This window comes from Ectopseudomonas oleovorans (assembly GCF_029845265.1).
In the GTDB taxonomy this organism is placed as follows: domain Bacteria; phylum Pseudomonadota; class Gammaproteobacteria; order Pseudomonadales; family Pseudomonadaceae; genus Aquipseudomonas; species Aquipseudomonas oleovorans.
This window is the reverse complement of record NZ_JAOCLK010000022.1, coordinates 24,821-43,661: the sequence shown is the minus strand read 5'-3', so window position 1 is coordinate 43,661 and position 18,841 is coordinate 24,821. Positions and strand designations below refer to the sequence as shown.

18 protein-coding genes are annotated in these 18,841 nt (G+C 61.5%); 13 read left to right on the top strand and 5 right to left on the bottom strand.

Features of this window, described 5'->3' with window-relative positions; translation table 11 throughout:
- Nucleotides 1–2: 2 nt before the first annotated feature.
- Nucleotides 3–209, bottom strand: coding sequence for a hypothetical protein (locus N5J71_RS12940; RefSeq protein WP_125874558.1), 207 nt, complete (start codon nucleotides 207–209; stop codon nucleotides 3–5).
- On the opposite strand from N5J71_RS12940, the gene topA reads away from it, so the two are divergent.
- From topA to N5J71_RS12925, 3 genes are all read left to right on the top strand, one after another.
- A complete protein-coding gene (gene topA / locus N5J71_RS12935; RefSeq protein ID WP_003462075.1) occupies nucleotides 190–2,796 on the top strand; it encodes a type I DNA topoisomerase in 2,607 nt (868 codons plus the stop codon). The genes N5J71_RS12940 and topA overlap by 20 nt on opposite strands.
- Before the next feature lie 128 nt (nucleotides 2,797–2,924).
- Nucleotides 2,925–3,443 carry a DUF6586 family protein gene (locus N5J71_RS12930; RefSeq protein WP_279916991.1) on the top strand — a complete coding sequence of 173 codons (519 nt, stop codon included), beginning with the start codon at nucleotides 2,925–2,927 and terminating at the stop codon, nucleotides 3,441–3,443.
- 80 nt (nucleotides 3,444–3,523) lie between these two features.
- Complete coding sequence (locus tag N5J71_RS12925; protein WP_003462072.1) at nucleotides 3,524–3,760, top strand: hypothetical protein; 237 nt, start codon at nucleotides 3,524–3,526, stop codon at nucleotides 3,758–3,760.
- A gap of 60 nt (nucleotides 3,761–3,820) precedes the next feature.
- On the opposite strand, the gene sulA is transcribed toward N5J71_RS12925, so the two are convergent.
- A complete protein-coding gene (gene sulA / locus N5J71_RS12920; RefSeq protein WP_084341490.1) occupies nucleotides 3,821–4,294 on the bottom strand; it encodes an SOS-induced cell division inhibitor SulA in 474 nt (157 codons plus the stop codon).
- Between the two features lie 9 nt (nucleotides 4,295–4,303).
- Nucleotides 4,304–4,918: a transcriptional repressor LexA gene (gene lexA / locus N5J71_RS12915; RefSeq protein ID WP_021488554.1), complete on the bottom strand. Its 615-nt coding sequence runs from the start codon at nucleotides 4,916–4,918 to the stop codon at nucleotides 4,304–4,306.
- A gap of 228 nt (nucleotides 4,919–5,146) precedes the next feature.
- Between lexA and N5J71_RS12910 the strand changes: the two genes are divergently transcribed.
- The 4 genes from N5J71_RS12910 to N5J71_RS12895 are packed head-to-tail and all read left to right on the top strand — an operon-like array spanning nucleotide 5,147 to nucleotide 8,194.
- Nucleotides 5,147–5,854, top strand: coding sequence for a TetR/AcrR family transcriptional regulator (locus tag N5J71_RS12910; RefSeq protein ID WP_003462062.1), 708 nt, complete (start codon nucleotides 5,147–5,149; stop codon nucleotides 5,852–5,854).
- Between the two features lie 53 nt (nucleotides 5,855–5,907).
- Nucleotides 5,908–6,435 (top strand): L,D-transpeptidase, encoded by a 528-nt coding sequence (locus N5J71_RS12905; protein ID WP_279916979.1) that lies wholly within the window; start codon nucleotides 5,908–5,910, stop codon nucleotides 6,433–6,435.
- Nucleotides 6,436–6,447: 12 nt separating this feature from the next.
- Nucleotides 6,448–7,446, top strand: a complete 999-nt coding sequence (gene nagZ / locus N5J71_RS12900) for a beta-N-acetylhexosaminidase (RefSeq protein ID WP_206407921.1) — start codon at nucleotides 6,448–6,450, stop codon at nucleotides 7,444–7,446.
- A 10-nt stretch (nucleotides 7,447–7,456) separates the two neighbouring features.
- Nucleotides 7,457–8,194 (top strand): S-methyl-5'-thioinosine phosphorylase, encoded by a 738-nt coding sequence (locus tag N5J71_RS12895; RefSeq protein WP_206407923.1) that lies wholly within the window; start codon nucleotides 7,457–7,459, stop codon nucleotides 8,192–8,194.
- 157 nt (nucleotides 8,195–8,351) lie between these two features.
- Here the strand turns inward: N5J71_RS12895 and N5J71_RS12890 are convergent, their stop codons facing one another.
- Nucleotides 8,352–8,876 carry a peptidoglycan binding protein CsiV gene (locus N5J71_RS12890; RefSeq protein ID WP_108232961.1) on the bottom strand — a complete coding sequence of 175 codons (525 nt, stop codon included), beginning with the start codon at nucleotides 8,874–8,876 and terminating at the stop codon, nucleotides 8,352–8,354.
- Between the two features lie 11 nt (nucleotides 8,877–8,887).
- Nucleotides 8,888–12,325, bottom strand: a complete 3,438-nt coding sequence (gene mfd / locus N5J71_RS12885; protein ID WP_279916978.1) for a transcription-repair coupling factor — start codon at nucleotides 12,323–12,325, stop codon at nucleotides 8,888–8,890.
- 131 nt (nucleotides 12,326–12,456) lie between these two features.
- Here mfd and N5J71_RS12880 point away from each other — a divergent pair, with 131 nt between their 5' ends.
- The 6 genes from N5J71_RS12880 to nqrE all read left to right on the top strand — a co-directional run bounded on the left by N5J71_RS12880 (nucleotide 12,457) and on the right by nqrE (nucleotide 18,841).
- A complete protein-coding gene (locus N5J71_RS12880) occupies nucleotides 12,457–13,923 on the top strand; it encodes a glyceraldehyde-3-phosphate dehydrogenase (protein WP_003462043.1) in 1,467 nt (488 codons plus the stop codon).
- A gap of 305 nt (nucleotides 13,924–14,228) precedes the next feature.
- Nucleotides 14,229–15,566, top strand: a complete 1,338-nt coding sequence (locus tag N5J71_RS12875; protein ID WP_104729613.1) for a Na(+)-translocating NADH-quinone reductase subunit A — start codon at nucleotides 14,229–14,231, stop codon at nucleotides 15,564–15,566.
- A 3-nt stretch (nucleotides 15,567–15,569) separates the two neighbouring features.
- The gene (locus N5J71_RS12870) at nucleotides 15,570–16,781 is read left to right on the top strand and encodes an NADH:ubiquinone reductase (Na(+)-transporting) subunit B (protein WP_279916977.1); all 1,212 of its coding nucleotides are present in this window, start codon (nucleotides 15,570–15,572) and stop codon (nucleotides 16,779–16,781) included.
- Nucleotides 16,774–17,562 carry a Na(+)-translocating NADH-quinone reductase subunit C gene (locus N5J71_RS12865; protein WP_003462038.1) on the top strand — a complete coding sequence of 263 codons (789 nt, stop codon included), beginning with the start codon at nucleotides 16,774–16,776 and terminating at the stop codon, nucleotides 17,560–17,562. The genes N5J71_RS12870 and N5J71_RS12865 overlap by 8 nt, the downstream gene beginning before the upstream one ends.
- A complete protein-coding gene (locus N5J71_RS12860) occupies nucleotides 17,559–18,233 on the top strand; it encodes an NADH:ubiquinone reductase (Na(+)-transporting) subunit D (protein WP_172480667.1) in 675 nt (224 codons plus the stop codon). The genes N5J71_RS12865 and N5J71_RS12860 overlap by 4 nt, the downstream gene beginning before the upstream one ends.
- Nucleotides 18,233–18,841, top strand: coding sequence for an NADH:ubiquinone reductase (Na(+)-transporting) subunit E (nqrE, locus tag N5J71_RS12855; RefSeq protein ID WP_003462036.1), 609 nt, complete (start codon nucleotides 18,233–18,235; stop codon nucleotides 18,839–18,841). The genes N5J71_RS12860 and nqrE overlap by 1 nt, the downstream gene beginning before the upstream one ends.

The following is an 18,841-nucleotide window of genomic DNA, read 5'->3' as shown; positions in this document are numbered from 1 at the left end:
CCTTAGAGGGCGTCTACAAATTGCTGCTCTCGGCCATGCTGCGTTGAAACCAGCCTCAAAATGCTCATGTACAGCTCGTACACCGCGCTTTTTCGACTGTTTTCGCCTTGCCTGACCTTCGCTCGCTGCTTTGTAAACACCTCCGGCTTCGTGCCTTCTATATTTCGCAATTCAGGAATTTTCTGATCCATGGGCAAATCGCTGGTCATCGTGGAATCCCCGGCCAAGGCCAAGACCATCAACAAGTATCTGGGCAGCCAGTACGTGGTGAAGTCGAGCATCGGCCACATCCGTGACCTGCCTACCAGCGGCTCGGCAAGTGCCACCAAGGAGCCTGCCAAGCGCGGCAAGGCCGCCGCCGAGGCGCCGGCACTGTCGCCCAAGGAAAAGGCCAAGCGTCAGCTGTTCGCTCGCATGGGCGTCGATCCTGAGCACGGCTGGAAAGCCAAGTACGAGATCCTGCCCGGCAAGGAAAAGGTGATCGAAGAGCTGCGCCGCCTGGCCAAGGATGCCGACACCATCTATCTCGCAACCGACTTGGATCGTGAAGGGGAAGCCATTGCCTGGCACCTGCGCGAATCCATCGGTGGTGATGACAGCCGCTACAAGCGCGTGGTGTTCAACGAGATCACCAAGAAGGCGATTCAGGAAGCCTTCTCCAAGCCGGGCGAGCTGGACATCAACCGCGTTAACGCCCAGCAGGCACGGCGCTTCCTTGACCGGGTGGTGGGCTATATGGTCTCGCCGCTGCTGTGGGCGAAGATTGCCCGCGGCCTGTCTGCCGGTCGCGTGCAATCGGTGGCGGTGAAGCTGGTGGTCGAGCGCGAAAAGGAAATTCGTGCCTTCGTTCCGGAAGAATACTGGGAAGTGCATGCCGACCTCGGTACTGCGAAGAACGCCAAGGTGCGTTTCGAGGTGGTGCGTGAAGGTGGTGCTGCCTTCAAACCGGTCAACGAAGCCCAGGCCATGGCCGCGCTGGAGAAGCTCAAGGCTTCCAGCTACAGCGTGGTCAAGCGTGAAGATCGTCCGACCAGCAGCAAGCCGTCGGCTCCCTTCATCACCTCCACCCTGCAGCAGGCAGCAAGCAACCGCCTGGGCTTCGGGGTGAAGAAAACCATGATGATGGCCCAGCGTCTCTACGAGGCTGGCTACATCACCTATATGCGTACCGACTCGACCAACCTGTCGAACGACGCGGTAGAGATGGTGCGTGGCTTCATCGGCAGCGAGTACGGCGACAAGTACCTGCCGGGCAAGCCCAACCTGTATTCGAGCAAGGAAGGCGCCCAGGAGGCGCACGAAGCGATTCGTCCGTCCGACGTCAATCTGCGCCCGACCCAGCTGTCCGGCATGGAGCGTGATGCCGAGCGTCTGTATGACCTGATCTGGCGTCAGTTCGTCGCCTGCCAGATGCCGCCGGCCGAGTACCTGTCCACCAGCGTTACCGTTGCCGCTGGTGATTTCGAGCTGCGCGCCAAGGGCCGTATCCTCAAGTTCGACGGTTACACCCGTGTGCTGCCTCAGCAGAGCAAGCCCGGCGAGGACGATGTCCTGCCGGAAATGAAGGAAGGCGAGGGCCTCAAGCTGATCCAGCTCGACCCCAGCCAGCACTTCACCAAGCCGCCGGCACGCTACTCCGAAGCCAGCCTAGTCAAGGAGCTGGAAAAGCGCGGTATCGGCCGTCCGTCCACCTACGCGGCAATCATTTCCACCATCCAGGATCGCGGCTACGTCACGGTGCACAACCGTCGCTTCTATGCCGAGAAGATGGGCGACATCGTCACCGAGCGTCTCGACGAGAGCTTCGCCAACCTGATGGATTACAGCTTCACCGCCACCATGGAAGAGCACCTCGACGATGTGGCCCAGGGTGAGCGCGACTGGAAGCACCTGCTCGACGAGTTCTACGGCGACTTCAAGAAGAAGCTCGAAGCGGCCGAAGCGGGCGAGGGCGGCATGCGTGCCAACCAGCCGACCCTGACCGACATCCCGTGCCGTGAGTGCGGCCGGCCGATGATGATTCGTACCGCCTCCACTGGTGTTTTCCTCGGCTGCTCCGGCTATGCGCTGCCGCCGAAAGAACGCTGCAAGGCCACCATCAACCTGGTGCCGGGCGATGAGATTGCCGCGGATGACGAGGGTGAGTCCGAGTCCCGTGTGTTGCTCGGCAAGCATCGCTGCCCGATCTGCGCCACGGCCATGGATGCCTATCTGCTGGATGAAACCCGCAAGCTGCACATCTGCGGCAACAACCCCGATTGCACGGGCTACGAGATCGAGCAGGGTCAGTACCGCATCAAGGGCTACGAAGGCCCGAGCCTGGAGTGTGACAAGTGCGGTAGTCAGATGCAGCTCAAGACCGGTCGTTTCGGCAAGTTCTTCGGTTGCACCAATGCCAGCTGCAAGAACACCCGCAAGTTGCTCAAGAACGGTGAAGCGGCGCCGCCGAAGATGGACAAGGTGGATATGCCCGAGCTCAAGTGCGAGAAGGTGGACGACACTTACGTGCTGCGCGACGGCGCATCGGGCCTGTTCCTCGCTGCCAGCCAGTTCCCCAAGAACCGCGAGACGCGTGCGCCGCTGGTGCTGGAGATCGTCCCGCACAAGCATGAGATCGACCCCAAGTACCACTTCCTCTGCGATGCCCCGCAGAAGGATCCGGATGGTCGTCCAGCGGTGATTCGCTACAGCCGCAAGACCAAGGAGCAGTACGTGCAGTCCGAGGTCGATGGCAAACCCACCGGCTGGCGCGCGTTCTACGATGGCGGCAAATGGAAGGTCGAGGACAAGCGCTAGCGTTTGGTCACGATCTGCCGCGCGTCGGCCAGGCGGCGTAACTGCGGCGCCCTGAATGCCTGACGAGATGCGCGTCAGGCAGGGCTGACGCGCGTATCATGACCCGATCTGCTGTGGAGGTCGCCGTAATGGCCAAAGAAATCTATACCCGTACCAACCAGAAGATTTTCTTCGCCGGTATTGCCCTGGATAACTGGCGCAAGGCCGAAGCGTCCTCCGCGTTCAATGTGCAGGCGCTGGTGCAGGCCGAGCGAGAAGCCGCGCTGTTTCACCTGTACGGTGGACTGCTCGGGCTGTGTCATGAGATTGCCGGCTATTACCGCATGAACGACGTTACGCCTTCGCGTGTCGAGTCATTCGTACAGCAGGCGGTGCTCGACGGCTCGCCCAGCCCTGAGTTGGCCGAGTTGGTCGAATTGGCGCAGCAGCGCGAAACCTGGCTGGCCGAGTTGCTGGCGGCCTATGCTGCGTTGTTCCAGCCGCCGCGTGAGGAGCGCAAGGCCAAGGTCGATCCGTCCATGCCGTTGATCACCGCCGTCAGTGTTGGCGAGGAGCCGGCCGAGCTGAGCATCGATGATGTCGATGCCTGGCGGCAGCAGCTCAAGGCGCTGGTGCTGCGTTTCCGCGAAGGCCTGAGCGAGTGCTGATTGGGTTTAACTGGACCAGTGGGCTGGGGATGATCCCGGCTGGCTGTTACAATGTCGTGTTTTTACACAGAGACTGAGCCATGCCAACATCCTTCCTGGAAATCGTCGAACTGCCCGATGGGCGTATTGCCCTGCGTCGCGCAGAGGATGAAGAGGCGCTGGTGACTCTGGACTTCTCCGCTGATGCCAAGGCTTTTCTGCAGGGGCAGCACATCGAGGTGGCCAAGGCCATGCTCAATGTCGGCGTGCAGATGGCTGGCCGAATGGCCGAGGGTGATTTCAGTGGCGAAGAAGAAGGCTCGCGCGTTCTGCACTGAAACCGCTACGGCTTAACGCAAACGGGGCTCCAATGGAGCCCCGTTTGCGTTTGTGGATCTTTAGCCCAGGCTGATATTCAGGCTTTGCGCCCCACCGGCATTGGCGGCCTGCGCAAGGCGCTGGCGAGTGCTGTTCTCGACCGGATGCAGCCAGCTGATCACGGTATGGCTGCGCCCAAGCTTCAGGGCTTCTTCCGCCAGTGCCAGGGCATTCTGCCCCTGCCGTGGATGCAGCAGGAGAATACGCTCACGGTTCAGGCCAGCTTCGCGCAGCCAGCTTTGCGTAAGGCTGGCTGGCGGTGCCACCAGGGTCAGCCAGCGCGCATCCTGGTTCTCGCTCAGCTCGCGTAGAATCGGGGCCAGCAAGTGCAGGCAGTGACCGGCAGCGCCACGCAGGGCCAGTTCGCTGAACGCCTGATTATCCTCGCTACGAGAGATGTCATTGGTCGCTAACCGTGGCTCGCTCGACGTTCCGGCAAGAAAGGCGTCGAAAAGGGGAAGTTGTGGGCGCTCGAACCACTGCTGCACGTACATGGTGTCTCCTCAGCGGCGGATTACACCGACGCTCAAACCTTCGATGACCAGATCCTGGTGTTCCAGATCCACTTCGATCGGGGCAAACTCAGGATTTTCGGCAATCAGCCAGACCTTGTTGCCCTCGCGCTTGAAGCGTTTGACCGTCACTTCATCGTCGATGCGGGCGACGACAATCTGGCCGTTGCGGGCTTCACGGGTGGTGTGCACAGCGAGCAGATCGCCATCGAAGATGCCGATGTCTTTCATGCTCATGCCGCGTACACGCAGTAGATAGTCGGCTTTGGGCTGAAAGAACGCCGGATTGATCTGGCAGGATTCCTCGACATGTTGCTGCGCAAGGATTGGTGCGCCGGCGGCGACACGGCCGATTACCGGGAGGCCCGCATCCTCGTTCGCGGCACCTGCCTCGAAGCCGGGAATGCGAATGCCGCGTGAAGCGCCTGGAGTCATCTCGATAGCCCCCTTGCGGGCGAGGGCCTTGAGGTGCTCTTCTGCGGCGTTGGGCGATTTGAACCCCAGTTCCTGAGCGATTTCCGCGCGGGTGGGTGGGTAGCCGTTGTCTTCCAGGCAGCGTTTGATGAAGGCGAGAATCTCGGCTTGGCGTGGCGTCAGTTTCAGCATGGCTGGGCTCTGTCTTTTTATACAGTGACTGGAATTATATACAGTAAGCGAGTCTTGGCAATGTCCATTTTTTGAATGACTGCCGTCCGGCTTGTTACCCATGCCGGGTAATCTGCGTCTCTGCTTGTTGTAAGCTGTGACCAGCCGGCCAAAAGACGGCTCATGCGGCTTGACAATTCAGTGGGATGAAACGTATGTTTCAAACAAGTGTTTGTCAGGTGATCACTCATGGCTCAGTCGGAAACCGTTGAACGCATTCTCGATGCTGCGGAACAGCTGTTCGCGGAAAAAGGCTTCGCCGAGACATCCCTGCGTCTTATCACCAGCAAGGCCGGGGTCAACCTGGCTGCCGTCAATTACCACTTCGGTTCGAAGAAGGCGCTGATTCAGGCGGTCTTCTCGCGTTTCCTCGGGCCGTTCTGTGCCAGTCTGGAAAAGGAACTTGATCGCCGTCAGGCCAAGTCCGAAACCCAGGTTTCCCTGGAAGAGCTGCTCGAATTGCTGGTCGAGCAGGCCCTGGCCGTTAAGCCGCGCAGCGGCAATGACCTGTCCATCTTCATGCGCCTGCTCGGTTTGGCCTTCAGTCAGAGTCAGGGACACCTGCGCAAGTACTTGGAAGAGGTCTACGGCAAGGTTTTCCGTCGTTACATGCTGCTGGTGCATGAGGCTGCGCCGCGCATTCCGCCGCTTGAGCTGTTCTGGCGCGTGCACTTCATGCTCGGCGCCGCTGCGTTCAGTATGTCCGGTATCAAGGCGCTGCGGGCGATGGCCGAGACCGATTTCGGCGTCAACACCTCGATCGAGCAGGTGATGCGCATGATGGTGCCGTTCCTGGCTGCAGGCATGCGTTCTGAGACTGGGGTTGCCGACCCCGCCTTGGCTGGCGCGCAACTCAAACCGCGCAGCAAGACACCAAGCGCCGCGCCCAAGGTTTGACCCGACGGCAGGTGGGCTTGGCTTCGCCCTGCGGCCTGCTAAGCTAGCGGCCCATGTCCGATCTCGATTTACTCCATATCTCCATTGCCGACCAGGCGCTTTACGGCTTTCGTGCTGGGCGGCTGCTGCTGAACTTGCCTGTCTCCACGGCGTTCAATGGGGTGGGTGAACTTAACGGTTCAGGCTGTACGCCGCGCGGGCTGCATCAGGTACGCGCGAAGATCGGCGCAGGTTTGCCTCTGGCCGCCGTATTGCGCGGTCGTCGCTGGACAGGGGAGGTGTGGTCACCTGAGCTGCACGAGCAGTTTCCTGGCCGCGACTGGATTCTCACCCGTATTCTCTGGCTAAGCGGTCTTGAGCCGGGGCGCAATCGCCTGGGCGAGGTCGATACCTTTCGCCGTTACATTTATCTGCATGGCACACCGGATACGGAACCCATGGGGACGCCGTTGTCCCATGGCTGCATTCGTTTGCGTAACGCCGACATGCTGGCGCTTTTCGAGCGCGTACCGCCGCACTGCAAGGTGCGTATCGATGAGGCGCCGTGCCCGCAGTGGGCTGCAGACCAAGACTTCACGTAAGGAAATACTCTCATGCAAGGCTCTTTGATGATGGACATCGCTGGCACCTGGTTGACCGCCGAGGATCGCCAGATGCTGCGCCAGCCCGAAGTGGGCGGTCTGATCATTTTTGCCCGCAATATCGAATCGCCGCGCCAGGTTCGCGAGCTATGCCAGAGTATCCGTGCCCTGCGCCCGGATCTGCTGCTGGCGGTGGATCAGGAAGGTGGCCGGGTACAGCGTCTGCGCCAGGGCTTTCTGCGTCTGCCGGCGATGCGCGCCATCGCCGACAACGACAATGCCGAGGTGCTCGCCGAGCATTGCGGCTGGCTGATGGCGACCGAGGTGTTGGCGGTTGGCCTGGATCTGAGCTTCGCGCCGGTACTGGATCTCGACCACCAGCGCAGTGCGGTGGTTGGCAGTCGCGCTTTCGAGGGTGATCCGCAGCGGGCCACCACGCTGGCGGCCTCTTTCATCCGCGGCATGCATCAGGCGGGGATGGCCGCTACCGGCAAACACTTCCCCGGGCACGGCTGGGCCGAGGCGGACTCTCATGTCGCCATCCCGCTCGACGAGCGCAGTCTCGATGATATCCGCGCTTGCGACATGCAGCCGTTCAAGCGTCTGGTGCACGAGCTCGATGCAGTGATGCCGGCGCATGTCATCTATTCTCAGGTTGACGAGCAACCGGCTGGCTTCTCCCGTCGCTGGCTGCAGGACATCTTGCGCGGTGAGCTGGGCTTCGAGGGTGTGATTTTCAGCGACGATCTGTCCATGGCCGGCGCCCATGTGGTCGGCGATGCCGGCAAGCGTATCGAGGTCGCACTGGCTGCGGGGTGCGATATGGGGCTGGTGTGCAATGACCGCGCTTCGGCCGAGCTGGCGCTCAGCGCCTTGCAGCGTCTGCGAGTGACACCGCCTGCGCGCCTCGAGCGCATGCGTGGCCGTGGTCACGCCACTACCGAATACCGCCAGGCGCCACGCTGGCTTACTGCTGTGGCGGCCCTGAGAGCTGCCCAGTTGCTCGACTGAGGACCTGCCTATGACTGTCTACGCCATTATCGGCGGCACCGGCCTGACTCAGCTGGAAGGGTTGACGATTCACAAAGCGCTGCCGCTGGATACCCCCTACGGGGCGCCCTCCGCCGATATCCTGCGGGGCAGTTACGCCGGGCGCGAAGTGCTGTTTCTCGCCCGCCATGGCCAGCCGCACCGGATTCCACCGCATCAGGTGAACTACCGGGCCAACCTCTGGGCGCTCAAGCAGGCCGGCGCCAAGGCCATTGTCGCGGTCAATGCGGTGGGGGGGATTCATGCTGCCATGGGCGATGGGCATTTCTGCGTGCCACATCAGATCATCGATTACACCTCCGGGCGTGCGCACACCTTTTACGAAGGCGATCTGGAGCACGTGACCCACGTCGATTTCAGCCAGCCGTACGACAAGCAACTGCGCGAGGCGTTGGTGGCGGCGCTGCGGGCCGAAAATGCGGCATTCAGCGATCACGGAATCTATGGCTGCACTCAGGGGCCGCGACTGGAAACGGCGGCGGAAATCGCCCGCATGGAGCGCGATGGCTGCGACCTGGTAGGCATGACCGGCATGCCCGAAGCGGTATTGGCGCGCGAATTGGCGCTGCCCTATGCCTGCCTGGCGCTGGTGGTGAATCCGGCGGCGGGCAAGTCCAGTGCCTTGATCACCATGGCCGAGATCGAGCGAGTGATCGAGCAGAGCATGGGGACGGTCAAGGCGGTGTTGGCACGCGTGCTGAGTAACTAGCTGCTCTACAAAGACAGCGCTCAATGCCCGTCAGTCAGGCGTCGACGCGCCGAATCTGTAGGAGCAGCGCCCCGCCGCGAATCAGGGCGGCGCGCACTTGAAAAACTTCGCCCTGGGGCGAGGCTTCTACGCAAGGCTGGCGGCATCAGGTTTCCGCTCAGAGCGGGCTGATGCGTACCAGTGCGCCCAGGCTGCCATGGTCCAGGTAGGTCAGGCTGTTGTCCTTCAGGCGCTGAGCCACTTTCATGTGCTCGCTGCTCTCGAGCAGGCCGTCGCCGCTGAATTGGTTGATCCACAGCTCCAGGTCCAGGTCGGCAAAGCGCTCCTGAGTAAAGCTCAGGGTGCCTTCGATCACATGATGGCCGAAGCGCTCTTCACCGCTGCTGACGGCCACTCGGCTCGGCGAGCTGCCGATGGTCTGGCTCCAGGCCTTGTGCAGCAATACCTGATAACCGCTGCCCGGATTGAGCTTGGCCGCCTCGCCATCGAGCGTTGTCGGGCGTTCGTTGCCGGTGATCGGCAATGCCGTGCCCGCCCAGTCGTCCGGTGCCACCTTGGGGGCGAAGACGGGTTCGCCGGCCTGGCGGAATACCAGCAATTCGACCTGGTAAAGACGTTCGGCGAAGGCGCTCGGGGCGAGCAGGCAAAGCAGTAGGGCGATCAGGTGCAATGGGCGCGTCATGGGGGAGTCCTTCAGGTGGTGGGCGCGAGGCGCTCGAACAGGGCTTCCAGGGTGTTGAAGCGTTCTTCCGCACGCTCCATCGGCACCTGGATCTTGAAGACGGTGGCGCCTTCGAACTTGTAGCGTTTTGGCTGGGCCTGGATCAGTTTGATCAGGGTCAGCGGGTCGACGCAGGTTTGCGCAGCGAACTCGATTCGTCCACCCTGCGGGCCGGCGTCGACCTTGCTGATGCCGAGCTTGTCGGCCTGCAGCTTGAGCAGGGTCAGGCGCATAAGGTTCTTGGTCGGCTCCGGCAGCAGGCCGAAACGGTCGATCATTTCTACCTGAAGCTCCTTCAGGCCGTCCTCGTCGCTGGCGTTGGCGATGCGTTTGTAGAGGATCAGGCGGCTGTGAACGTCGGGCAGGTAGTCCTCGGGGATCAGCGCCGGTACACGCAGGTTGATCTCCGGGCCGCCGCCCAATGGCTGGTCGAGGTTCGGCTGCTCGCCTTTCTGGATAGCCTTGACCGCGCGTTCGAGCATTTCCATGTAGAGGGTGAAGCCGACCGCCTGAATCTGCCCGCTTTGGCCGTCGCCAAGCAGTTCGCCAGCGCCGCGGATTTCCAGGTCATGGGTAGCGAGGACGAAGCCGGCGCCGAGATCCTGAGCGCCCGCGATGGCCTCCAGGCGTTTTTCCGCATCCGGGGTCATCTGCTTGCGCGGTGGCGTGAGCAGGTAGGCGTAGGCCTGGTGGTGGCTACGACCGACACGGCCGCGCAACTGGTGCAGCTGGGCCAGGCCGAACTTGTCGGCGCGGTCGATGATGATGGTGTTGGCGCTGGGCACGTCGATACCGGTCTCGATGATGGTCGAGGCCACCAGCACGTTGAAGCGCTTGTGGTAGAAGTCGCTCATCACCTGCTCGAGATCGCGTTCGCGCATCTGCCCGTGGCCGATGCCGATACGCGCCTCGGGCACCAGCTCCGCCAGCTCACTGGCGCATTTCTCGATGGTCTTTACATCGTTGTGCAGGTAGTAGACCTGGCCACCGCGCAGCAGCTCGCGCAGCAGCGCTTCCTTGATGGTCGGCTTGTTGCTTTCCATGACGAAGGTGCGCACCGACAGACGCCGCGCTGGTGGCGTGGCGATGATCGACAGGTCGCGCATGCCGGCCACGGCCATGTTCAGCGTGCGCGGGATCGGCGTGGCAGTCAGGGTGAGGATGTCGACCTCGCTGCGCAGGGCCTTGAGCTGTTCCTTCTGGCGCACGCCGAAGCGGTGTTCCTCGTCGATGATGGCCAGGCCGAGGTTGTGGAACTTGACGTCGTCCTGCAGCAGCTTGTGCGTGCCGATGACGATATCCACCTTGCCTTCGGCCAGTTGCTGCACGGCCTCGCCGACTTCCTTGGCGCTCTTGAAGCGGCTCATCACCTCGACCTTTACCGGCCAGTCGGCGAAGCGGTCGCGGAAGCTGTTGTAGTGCTGCTGGGCGAGCAGGGTGGTGGGCACCAGCACGGCGACCTGCTTGCCGCTGTGCACGGCGATGAAGGCGGCGCGCATGGCCACCTCGGTCTTGCCGAAGCCGACGTCGCCGCAGACCAGGCGATCCATCGGCTTGCCAGCCAGCATGTCGGCGCGCACGGCATCGATGGCGGCCTGCTGGTCCGGGGTTTCCTCGAAGGGGAAACCGGCGCTGAAGGTGGCGTAATCCAGTGCCGGGTCCTGGAAGGCGAAACCTTCGCGAGCAGCGCGGCGGGCGTAGATGTCGAGCAGCTCGGCGGCAACATCGCGCACCTGTTCGGCAGCCTTGCGCTTGGCCTTCTGCCAGACCTCCGAACCAAGGCGATGCAGCGGTGCCAGGGCATCGTCACTGCCGGTGTAGCGGGCGATCAGGTGCAGGCTGGCCACGGGGACATAAAGCTTGGCTTCGTCGGCATATTGCAGGGCGAGGAATTCGGCGGCCTGGCCGTCGAACTCCATGGTCACCAGGCCCAGGTAGCGGCCGACGCCGTGATCAATATGCACCACCGGCGCGCCTTCGCGCAGCTCGGTGAGGTTCTTGATCACGTTATCGCCGCCTTCTCGGCCTTTTTCGCGGCGGCGACGCTGCATCACGCGCTGGCCGAACAGCGGGCTTTCGGCGATCAGTGCCAGGTCGTCGAGCAGCAGGCCTTCATCCAGTGGTGCAATGCAGATGTTGAGGCGTTCAGGGCTGGCGACGAAGGCCGGCCAGCCCTCGACTTCCCGGGGCTTGAGCTTGAGGCGGGCGAGCAGTTCCAGCAGTACTTCGCGGCGACCGGCTGATTCGGCGCAGAACAGCACGCGGCCTGGATATTCTTCGATAAAGCGGCGCAACGCCGCCAGCGGCTCGCCGGCCTTGGCCTGAATTGCCAGGTCGGGCAGGGCGCGCGCGTCGAAGCGGGTCTGGCCGATGCCGGGCTCGATATCGTCCTGATTGACCACCACCCGCGGCCAGCTCTTCAGGCGGGCGAAACAGTCCTCCACCGGCAGGAAGATGTCGGCAGGCGGTAGCAATGGTCGCTCTGGATCGACTCGGCGATCCTCATAGCGGCTACGCGCATCTGTCCAAAATTGCTCGGCAGCCTTTTCGATGCCGGGCAGGGAGAACACCTGGGTGTCGCCTGGCAGGTAGTCGAACAGAGTGTCTGTCTCTTCGAAGAACAGCGGCAGGTAGTACTCGATGCCGGCCGGAGTGATGCCCGAGGACAGGTCCTGATAGATCGGGCAGCGGCGGAAATCCACGTCGAAGCGCTCGCGAAAGCGCCCGCGGAAATCGGCGACAGCCTTCTTTTCCAGCGGAAATTCACGCGCCGGCAACAGACGGATCGACTCTACCTTGTCCACCGAGCGCTGGGTTTCCGGGTCGAAGGTGCGCAGGGTTTCGATCTCGTCATCGAACAGGTCGATGCGGTAGGGCTTGTCGCTGCCCATCGGGAACAGATCGATCAATGCGCCGCGTACGGCGAACTCTCCGTGCTCGTACACCGTATCCACGCAGCGATAGCCGGCAGCTTCCAGGCGCGTGCGCATCTGTTCCACATCAAGCGTCTGGCCGACATCCAGCACCAGGCTGCTGCCGAGCAGAAAGCGTTTCGGCGCCAGGCGGTGTAGGGCCGTGGCGATGGGCACTACGAGAATGCCACGGCTCAGTTGCGGCAGCTGGTAAAGGGCCGCGATGCGTTGGGAAATGATGTCCTGGTGTGGCGAGAACACGTCGTAGGGCAGGGTTTCCCAGTCGGGAAAATGCAATACGGGCAGGTTCGGGGCAAAGAAGGCCAGCTCTTCCTGCAGGCGTTCCGCGCTCTGGCTGCCCTCGGTCAGAACTAGGGTGAATCGCCCGGCATTGCTGGCTGCTTCGGCGATGGCCAGGGACAGGGCAGCACCGGGCAAGTTGCCCCATTGCTGTTTGCCGGCGTTGGCCGGCAGAGACGGAAGACGCAGTACGGACACGGGCGGCTCACGGTCGTGAAGGGAGGCCGTGAATTGTAGCGGGGCTTGCTGGTCAATGTCAGTCGCGACAGGCGCGCATTGCTCATGCTCGCGCGCACCGTCATAATGTAGCCCCTTTTTTCAGCCCCTACATGTGGAAGGTACTGCCCGTGACTCAGAAGCCCGACCAGTGTCTCGGTGAATGGATCGATCGTGAAGCCCTTGCGGAAGCAATGATTCCGCTGATTGGTCAGCTCTATCGCAACAACAATGTGGTGACCTCGATCTACGGCCGTGGCCTGATCAACCGTTCGGTCATCGACATCCTCAAGGCGCACCGTTTTGCCCGTCACCGCCTGGCTGACGAAGCCGAGCTGTCGGTGCACGACACCTTCCCCATGCTCAAGGCCATGAGCGAGCTCAAGCTGGGCGCCGCCTCCGTGGATCTGGGCAAGCTGGTTGCCAAGTTCAAGGCTGAAGGCGCAGGTCGCGGCGTCGAGCAGTTCGTCAAGGACGAACTGGCCGATGTGGTTGGCAAGCAGAATGGTTCGGCCCGTGAAGGCACCGATGTGGTGCTGTACGGTTTCGGTCGTATCGGCCGCCTGCTGGCGCGCATCCTCATCGAGAAGACCGGTGGCGGTGACGGCCTGCGTCTGCGTGCCATCGTCGTGCGCAAGGGCGCCAGCAACGATCTGGTCAAGCGTGCCAGCCTGCTGCGCCGTGACTCGGTGCATGGCAAGTTCAACGGCACCATCACCATCGATGAAGAGAACAACACCCTGACGGCCAATGGCAACCTGATCCAGGTGATCTACGCCAAGGACCCGAAGGAAGTCGACTACACCCAGTACGGCATCAAGAACGCACTGCTGGTGGACAACACCGGCGTATGGCGTGACGCCGAGGGGCTGGGTCAGCACCTGGCCTGCCCGGGCGTCGATCGCGTCGTGCTCACCGCACCTGGCAAGGGCGCGCTGAAGAACATCGTGCACGGCATCAACCACAGCGAAATCACCGCTGAGGACAAGATCATCTCTGCGGCTTCCTGCACTACCAACGCCATCGTGCCGGTGCTCAAGGCGGTCAATGATCAGTACGGCATCGTCAACGGTCATGTCGAGACCGTTCACTCCTACACCAACGACCAGAACCTGATCGACAACTTCCACAAAGGCAGTCGTCGTGGTCGTAGTGCTGCGCTGAACATGGTCATCACCGAAACCGGCGCGGCTACCGCTGCGGCCAAGGCACTGCCGGTTCTGAAGGGTAAGCTGACCGGCAACGCCATTCGTGTGCCGACGCCGAACGTGTCCATGGCCATCCTCAATCTGAACCTGGAGAAGGCCACCACCCGCGAAGAGATCAACGAGTACCTGCGCCAGATGGCCATGCACTCGGATCTGCAGAAGCAGATCGACTTCGTCAGCTCTCAGGAAGTGGTATCGACCGACTTCGTCGGTTCGCGCCATGCCGGCGTGGTCGATGCCGAAGCCACCATCGCCAACGATAACCGCGTTGTGCTGTACGTCTGGTACGACAACGAGTTCGGTTACAGCTGCCAGGTGGTGCGCGTGATGGAGGACATGGCCGGGGTCAACCCGCCGGCCTTCCCGCGCTAAGCGTCAAGGTCGCAAAAACGGGAGCTTCGTCTCCCGTTTTTTATGCCCGGAATCTGGCCTGGCGAGGTTGTCGAGTTGATCTCGGGCAGCATCGAGAGTGTTGCGCTCTGTTACCGAAAAGCCAAAAAAAGCAAGCGCTTGGGTGGTCAGTGCAGGGGGGCATCTTTATAATCAAGCGGATTTTTTACCCAGGTTTGGCGCCGTCCTCCACGCCCATATGGCATTGGCGTGGTCGGGTCTATTAGACCTTCGGTTGCGCCGCCTGTCCTATAAAAAGCTTTCTAAATCAGTGGTTAGGCAAACCTATGATCAAACTAAAGCATGGGCTCGATTTGCCCATAACGGGTGCGCCGGCACAGCGTATCGAGGCCGCAAGGCCCGTGCGCAGTGTCGCCGTCATCGGCTTCGACTATCACGGGATGAAGCCGACGATGGAAGTGCAGGTCGGTGACCGGGTCAAACTCGGTCAATTGCTGTTTACCGACAAGAAGACCCCCGGCGTGCGTTACACCGCCCCTGCGGCTGGCGTGATCAGCGCCATTCACCGCGGCGAGAAGCGTGTTCTGCAATCCGTAGTCATCGATATCGATGGCGACGAGCAGGAGACCTTTGCCCACTACGCTGTCGATCAGCTCGAAGCGCTGAGCAGCGAGCAGGTTCGCGAGAACCTGCAGCAGTCCGGTCTGTGGACTGCCTTGCGTACGCGTCCGTTCAGCAAGGTGCCGGCGCTCGATGCCGTACCCCGGTCGATCTTCGTCACGGCCATCGACACGCATCCGCTTGCCGCCGATCCTGCGGTGATCATCGGCGAACATGCCACTGATTTCGAAAATGGTCTGAAGGTGCTCGGCAACCTGGCCAAGGTGTTTCTGTGCAAGGCCGATGGCGTCAGCCTGCCAGGCGAGAAACTGGCCAAGGTACAGAGCGAAGCCTTCGCCGGCCCGCACCCGGCAGGCCTGCCGGGCACGCACATCCACTTCCTCGATCCGGTCAGCACCAGCAAGAGTGTCTGGCAAATCGGTTATCAGGACGTGATCGCGGTGGGCAAACTGTTCACCACCGGTCAGCTGTTCGTCGAGCGTGTGGTTGCGCTGGGCGGTCCGGTCGTCGAGCAGCCGCGTCTGCTGCGCACGCGCCTGGGCGCCAACCTGGAAGAACTCACCGCCGGTGAGCTCAAGCCAGGTTTCAATCGTGTGATTTCCGGCTCGGTGTTCGGCGGTCGTACCGCGAAGGGCGCTTTCGCCTTCCTCGGTCGTTACCACAATCAGGTGTCCTGCCTGAGCGAGGGCAACGAGCGCGAGATGATGCATTACCTGCGTGCTGGCGTGAACAAGCACTCGGTCATGAATATCTTCGTCTCCAAGCTGGCCAGCGCCAAGCTGTTCAATTTCACCACCACCACCAATGGCAGCCCGCGCGCCATGGTGCCGGTGGGTAACTACGAAGCCGTGATGCCGCTGGATATCCTGCCGACTCAACTCTTGCGCTACCTGATCGTCGGTGACACCGAGATGGCCCAGAAACTGGGTTGCCTGGAACTCGACGAAGAAGACTTGGCGCTTTGCACCTATGTGTGCGCCGGCAAGTATGAATATGGCCCGATCCTGCGGGACAACCTCACCCGCATCGAGAAGGAGGGTTAATCCGTGGGCATTCGTGCATTCCTCGACAAGATCGAGCACAACTTCGAAAAGGGCGGCAAGTACGAGAAGTGGTATGCCCTCTACGAGGCCATCGACACCTTCTTCTATCGTCCTGGCAGCGTGACCAAGACCACCGCTCACGTGCGCGACGGCATCGACCTCAAGCGCATGATGATCACCGTGTGGCTGTGCACCTTCCCGGCGATGTTCTTCGGCATGTGGAACACCGGCTACCAGGCCAACCTGATCTTCGCTCAGAGCCCCGAGCTGCTGGCGAGCCAGGAAGGCTGGCGTTTCGCCCTGATCGGCTCGCTGGCCGGTTTCGATCCGAACAGCCTGTGGGACAACTTCATCCAGGGCGCGGCCTACTTTCTGCCGGTCTACGCGGTGACCTTCATCGTCGGTGGCTTCTGGGAAGTGCTGTTCGCTTCGATCCGCAAGCATGAAGTCAACGAAGGTTTCTTCGTCACCTCCGTGCTGTTCGCCCTGATCCTGCCGGCGAGCATTCCGCTGTGGCAGGTCGCGCTGGGTATCAGCTTCGGTGTGGTGATCGGCAAGGAAGTGTTCGGCGGTACCGGTAAGAACTTCCTCAACCCGGCGCTGACCGGCCGTGCCTTCCTGTTCTTCGCCTACCCGGCGCAGATGTCCGGTGATGCGGTATGGACTGCAGTGGACGGCTTTGCCGGTGCCACTTCGCTGAGCCTGGCGGCTTCCGGCGGCATCGAGAACGTGATCAACAACGGCATCACCTGGATGGACGCTTTCTTCGGCACCATTCATGGCTCGATGGGTGAGACCAGTACTCTGGCCATCGCCATCGGCGGCCTGGTACTGCTGATCACCAAGATCGCCTCGTGGCGCATCGTGGCCGGTGTGATGCTGGGTATGATCGGCTTGAGCCTGCTGTTCAACCTGATCGGCTCCACTACCAACCCCATGTTCGCCATGCCCTGGTACTGGCATCTGGTCGTCGGTGGTTTCGCCTTCGGCATGTTCTTCATGGCCACCGACCCGGTGTCGGCCTCCATGACCAACACCGGCAAGTGGATCTTCGGTGCCCTGATCGGTGTGATGGTGGTGTTGATCCGTGTGATCAACCCGGCCTTCCCCGAGGGCATGATGCTGGCGATTCTGTTCGCCAACCTGTTTGCACCGCTGATCGACCACTTCGTCGTTCAGGCCAATATCAAGCGGAGGCTGGCACGTAATGTCTAGTCAAAAAGAATCCACCGTTCGTACGCTGACGGTGGCCCTGCTGGTGTGTCTGGTGTGCTCGGTGTTCGTCGCCGGTGCCGCCATCGCACTGAAGCCAACCCAGGTGGAAAACCGCCTGCTGGACAAGCAGCGCAGCATCCTGGCCATTGCCGGCCTGGGTGAGGCGGGCATGTCCGGTGCCAAGGTCAAGGAGCTGTTCGACAGCACCATCACCGCCAAGCTGGTGGATCTGGAGAGTGGCAAGTTCTCCGATGCCTTCGACCCCATGACCTTCGACCCACTCAAGGCAGCCAAGGATCCGAAGACCTCCCGCGCGCTCAAGGGCAGTGAGGATATCGCCGGTATCAAGCGCCAGGAACGTTACACCACTGTTTATATGGTGGAAAAGGACGGTGAAATCGAAACCCTGATCCTGCCGGTTCGCGGCTACGGCCTGTGGTCGACCCTGCATGGATTTATCGCGGTCAAGGGTGATCTCAATACCGTTGTCGGTATGGGCTTCTACCAGCATGGCGAAACGCCGGGCCTGGGGGGCGAGGTAGATAATCCGAAGTGGACCGGCCAGTGGCCAGGCAAGACCCTGTTCGACGAAAACGGCGAGTTGGCTGTACAAGTCGTCAAGGGTAGTGTCGACCCCCAGAGCCCGAAAGCCGTGCATCAGGTCGACGGTCTTGCCGGCGCTACCTTGACTGGCAACGGCGTGGATAACCTGCTGAAGTTCTGGCTGGGCCAGAACGGCTTCGGTCCGTTTATCGCTAACCTGCGTGCAGGGGAGGCCTGATCATGTCGCAGCCAACCATTAAAGAAGTCCTGCTCAACCCGATCTTCAACAACAACCCCATCGGCCTGCAGATCCTTGGCATCTGCTCGGCGCTGGCGGTCACCTCGAACTTGCAGACTGCGCTGGTAATGTCCGCCGCGCTGACACTGGTGACTGGGTTCTCCAACCTGTTCATCTCGCTGATCCGCAGCCAGATCCCCAGCTCGATCCGCATGATCGTGCAGATGGTGATCATCGCCTCGCTGGTAATCGTGGTCGATCAGGTGCTCAAGGCCTATGCCTTCAGTCTGTCCAAGCAGCTGTCGGTGTTCGTCGGTCTGATCATCACCAACTGTATCGTGATGGGCCGTGCCGAAGCGTTCGCCATGCAGAACCCGCCGGTGTTGTCGTTCTTCGACGGTATCGGTAACGGTCTGGGTTACAGCGCCATGCTGATCGCCCTGGGCGTGATCCGCGAACTGTTTGGCGCGGGCAAGCTGATGGGTTACGAGATTTTCTCGGTGGTCAACGACGGTGGCTGGTACCAGCCCAACGGCATGCTGCTGCTGCCGCCATCGGCATTCTTCCTGATCGGTCTGTTCATCTGGGGCATCCGTAGCTGGAAGAAGGATCAGATCGAGGCCAATGCCTACAAGATGGCGCCTCAGGTATCCAGCAAGGAGGCCTATTAATGGAACATTACATCAGCCTGTTCGTCCGTGCGGTGTTCGTCGAGAACATGGCGCTGGCGTTCTTCCTCGGCATGTGTACCTTCATCGCCATCTCCAAGAAGGTGGAAACCGCCATCGGTCTCGGTATCGCCGTGGTCGTGGTGCTGGGTATCACCATGCCGGTGAACAACCTGATCTACACCAACATCCTCAAGGATGGCGCGCTGGCCTGGGCCGGCTTGCCTGAAGTGGACCTGTCGTTCCTCGGCCTGCTGACCTTCATCGGGGTGATCGCAGCGCTGGTACAGATACTCGAGATGACCCTCGATAAGTACGTGCCGTCGCTGTACAACGCCCTCGGTGTGTTCCTGCCGCTGATCACCGTGAACTGCGCCATCATGGGTGGCTCGCTGTTCATGGTCGAGCGCGACTACAACCTGGCCGAAAGCACCGTCTACGGCGTCGGCGCAGGCGTGTCCTGGGCGCTGGCGATTGCCGCGCTGGCGGGTATTCGCGAGAAGCTCAAGTACAGCGATGTACCGGCTGGCCTGCAGGGTCTGGGCATCACCTTCATCACCATCGGTCTGATGTCGCTGGGCTTCATGTCCTTCTCCGGCGTGCAGCTGTAA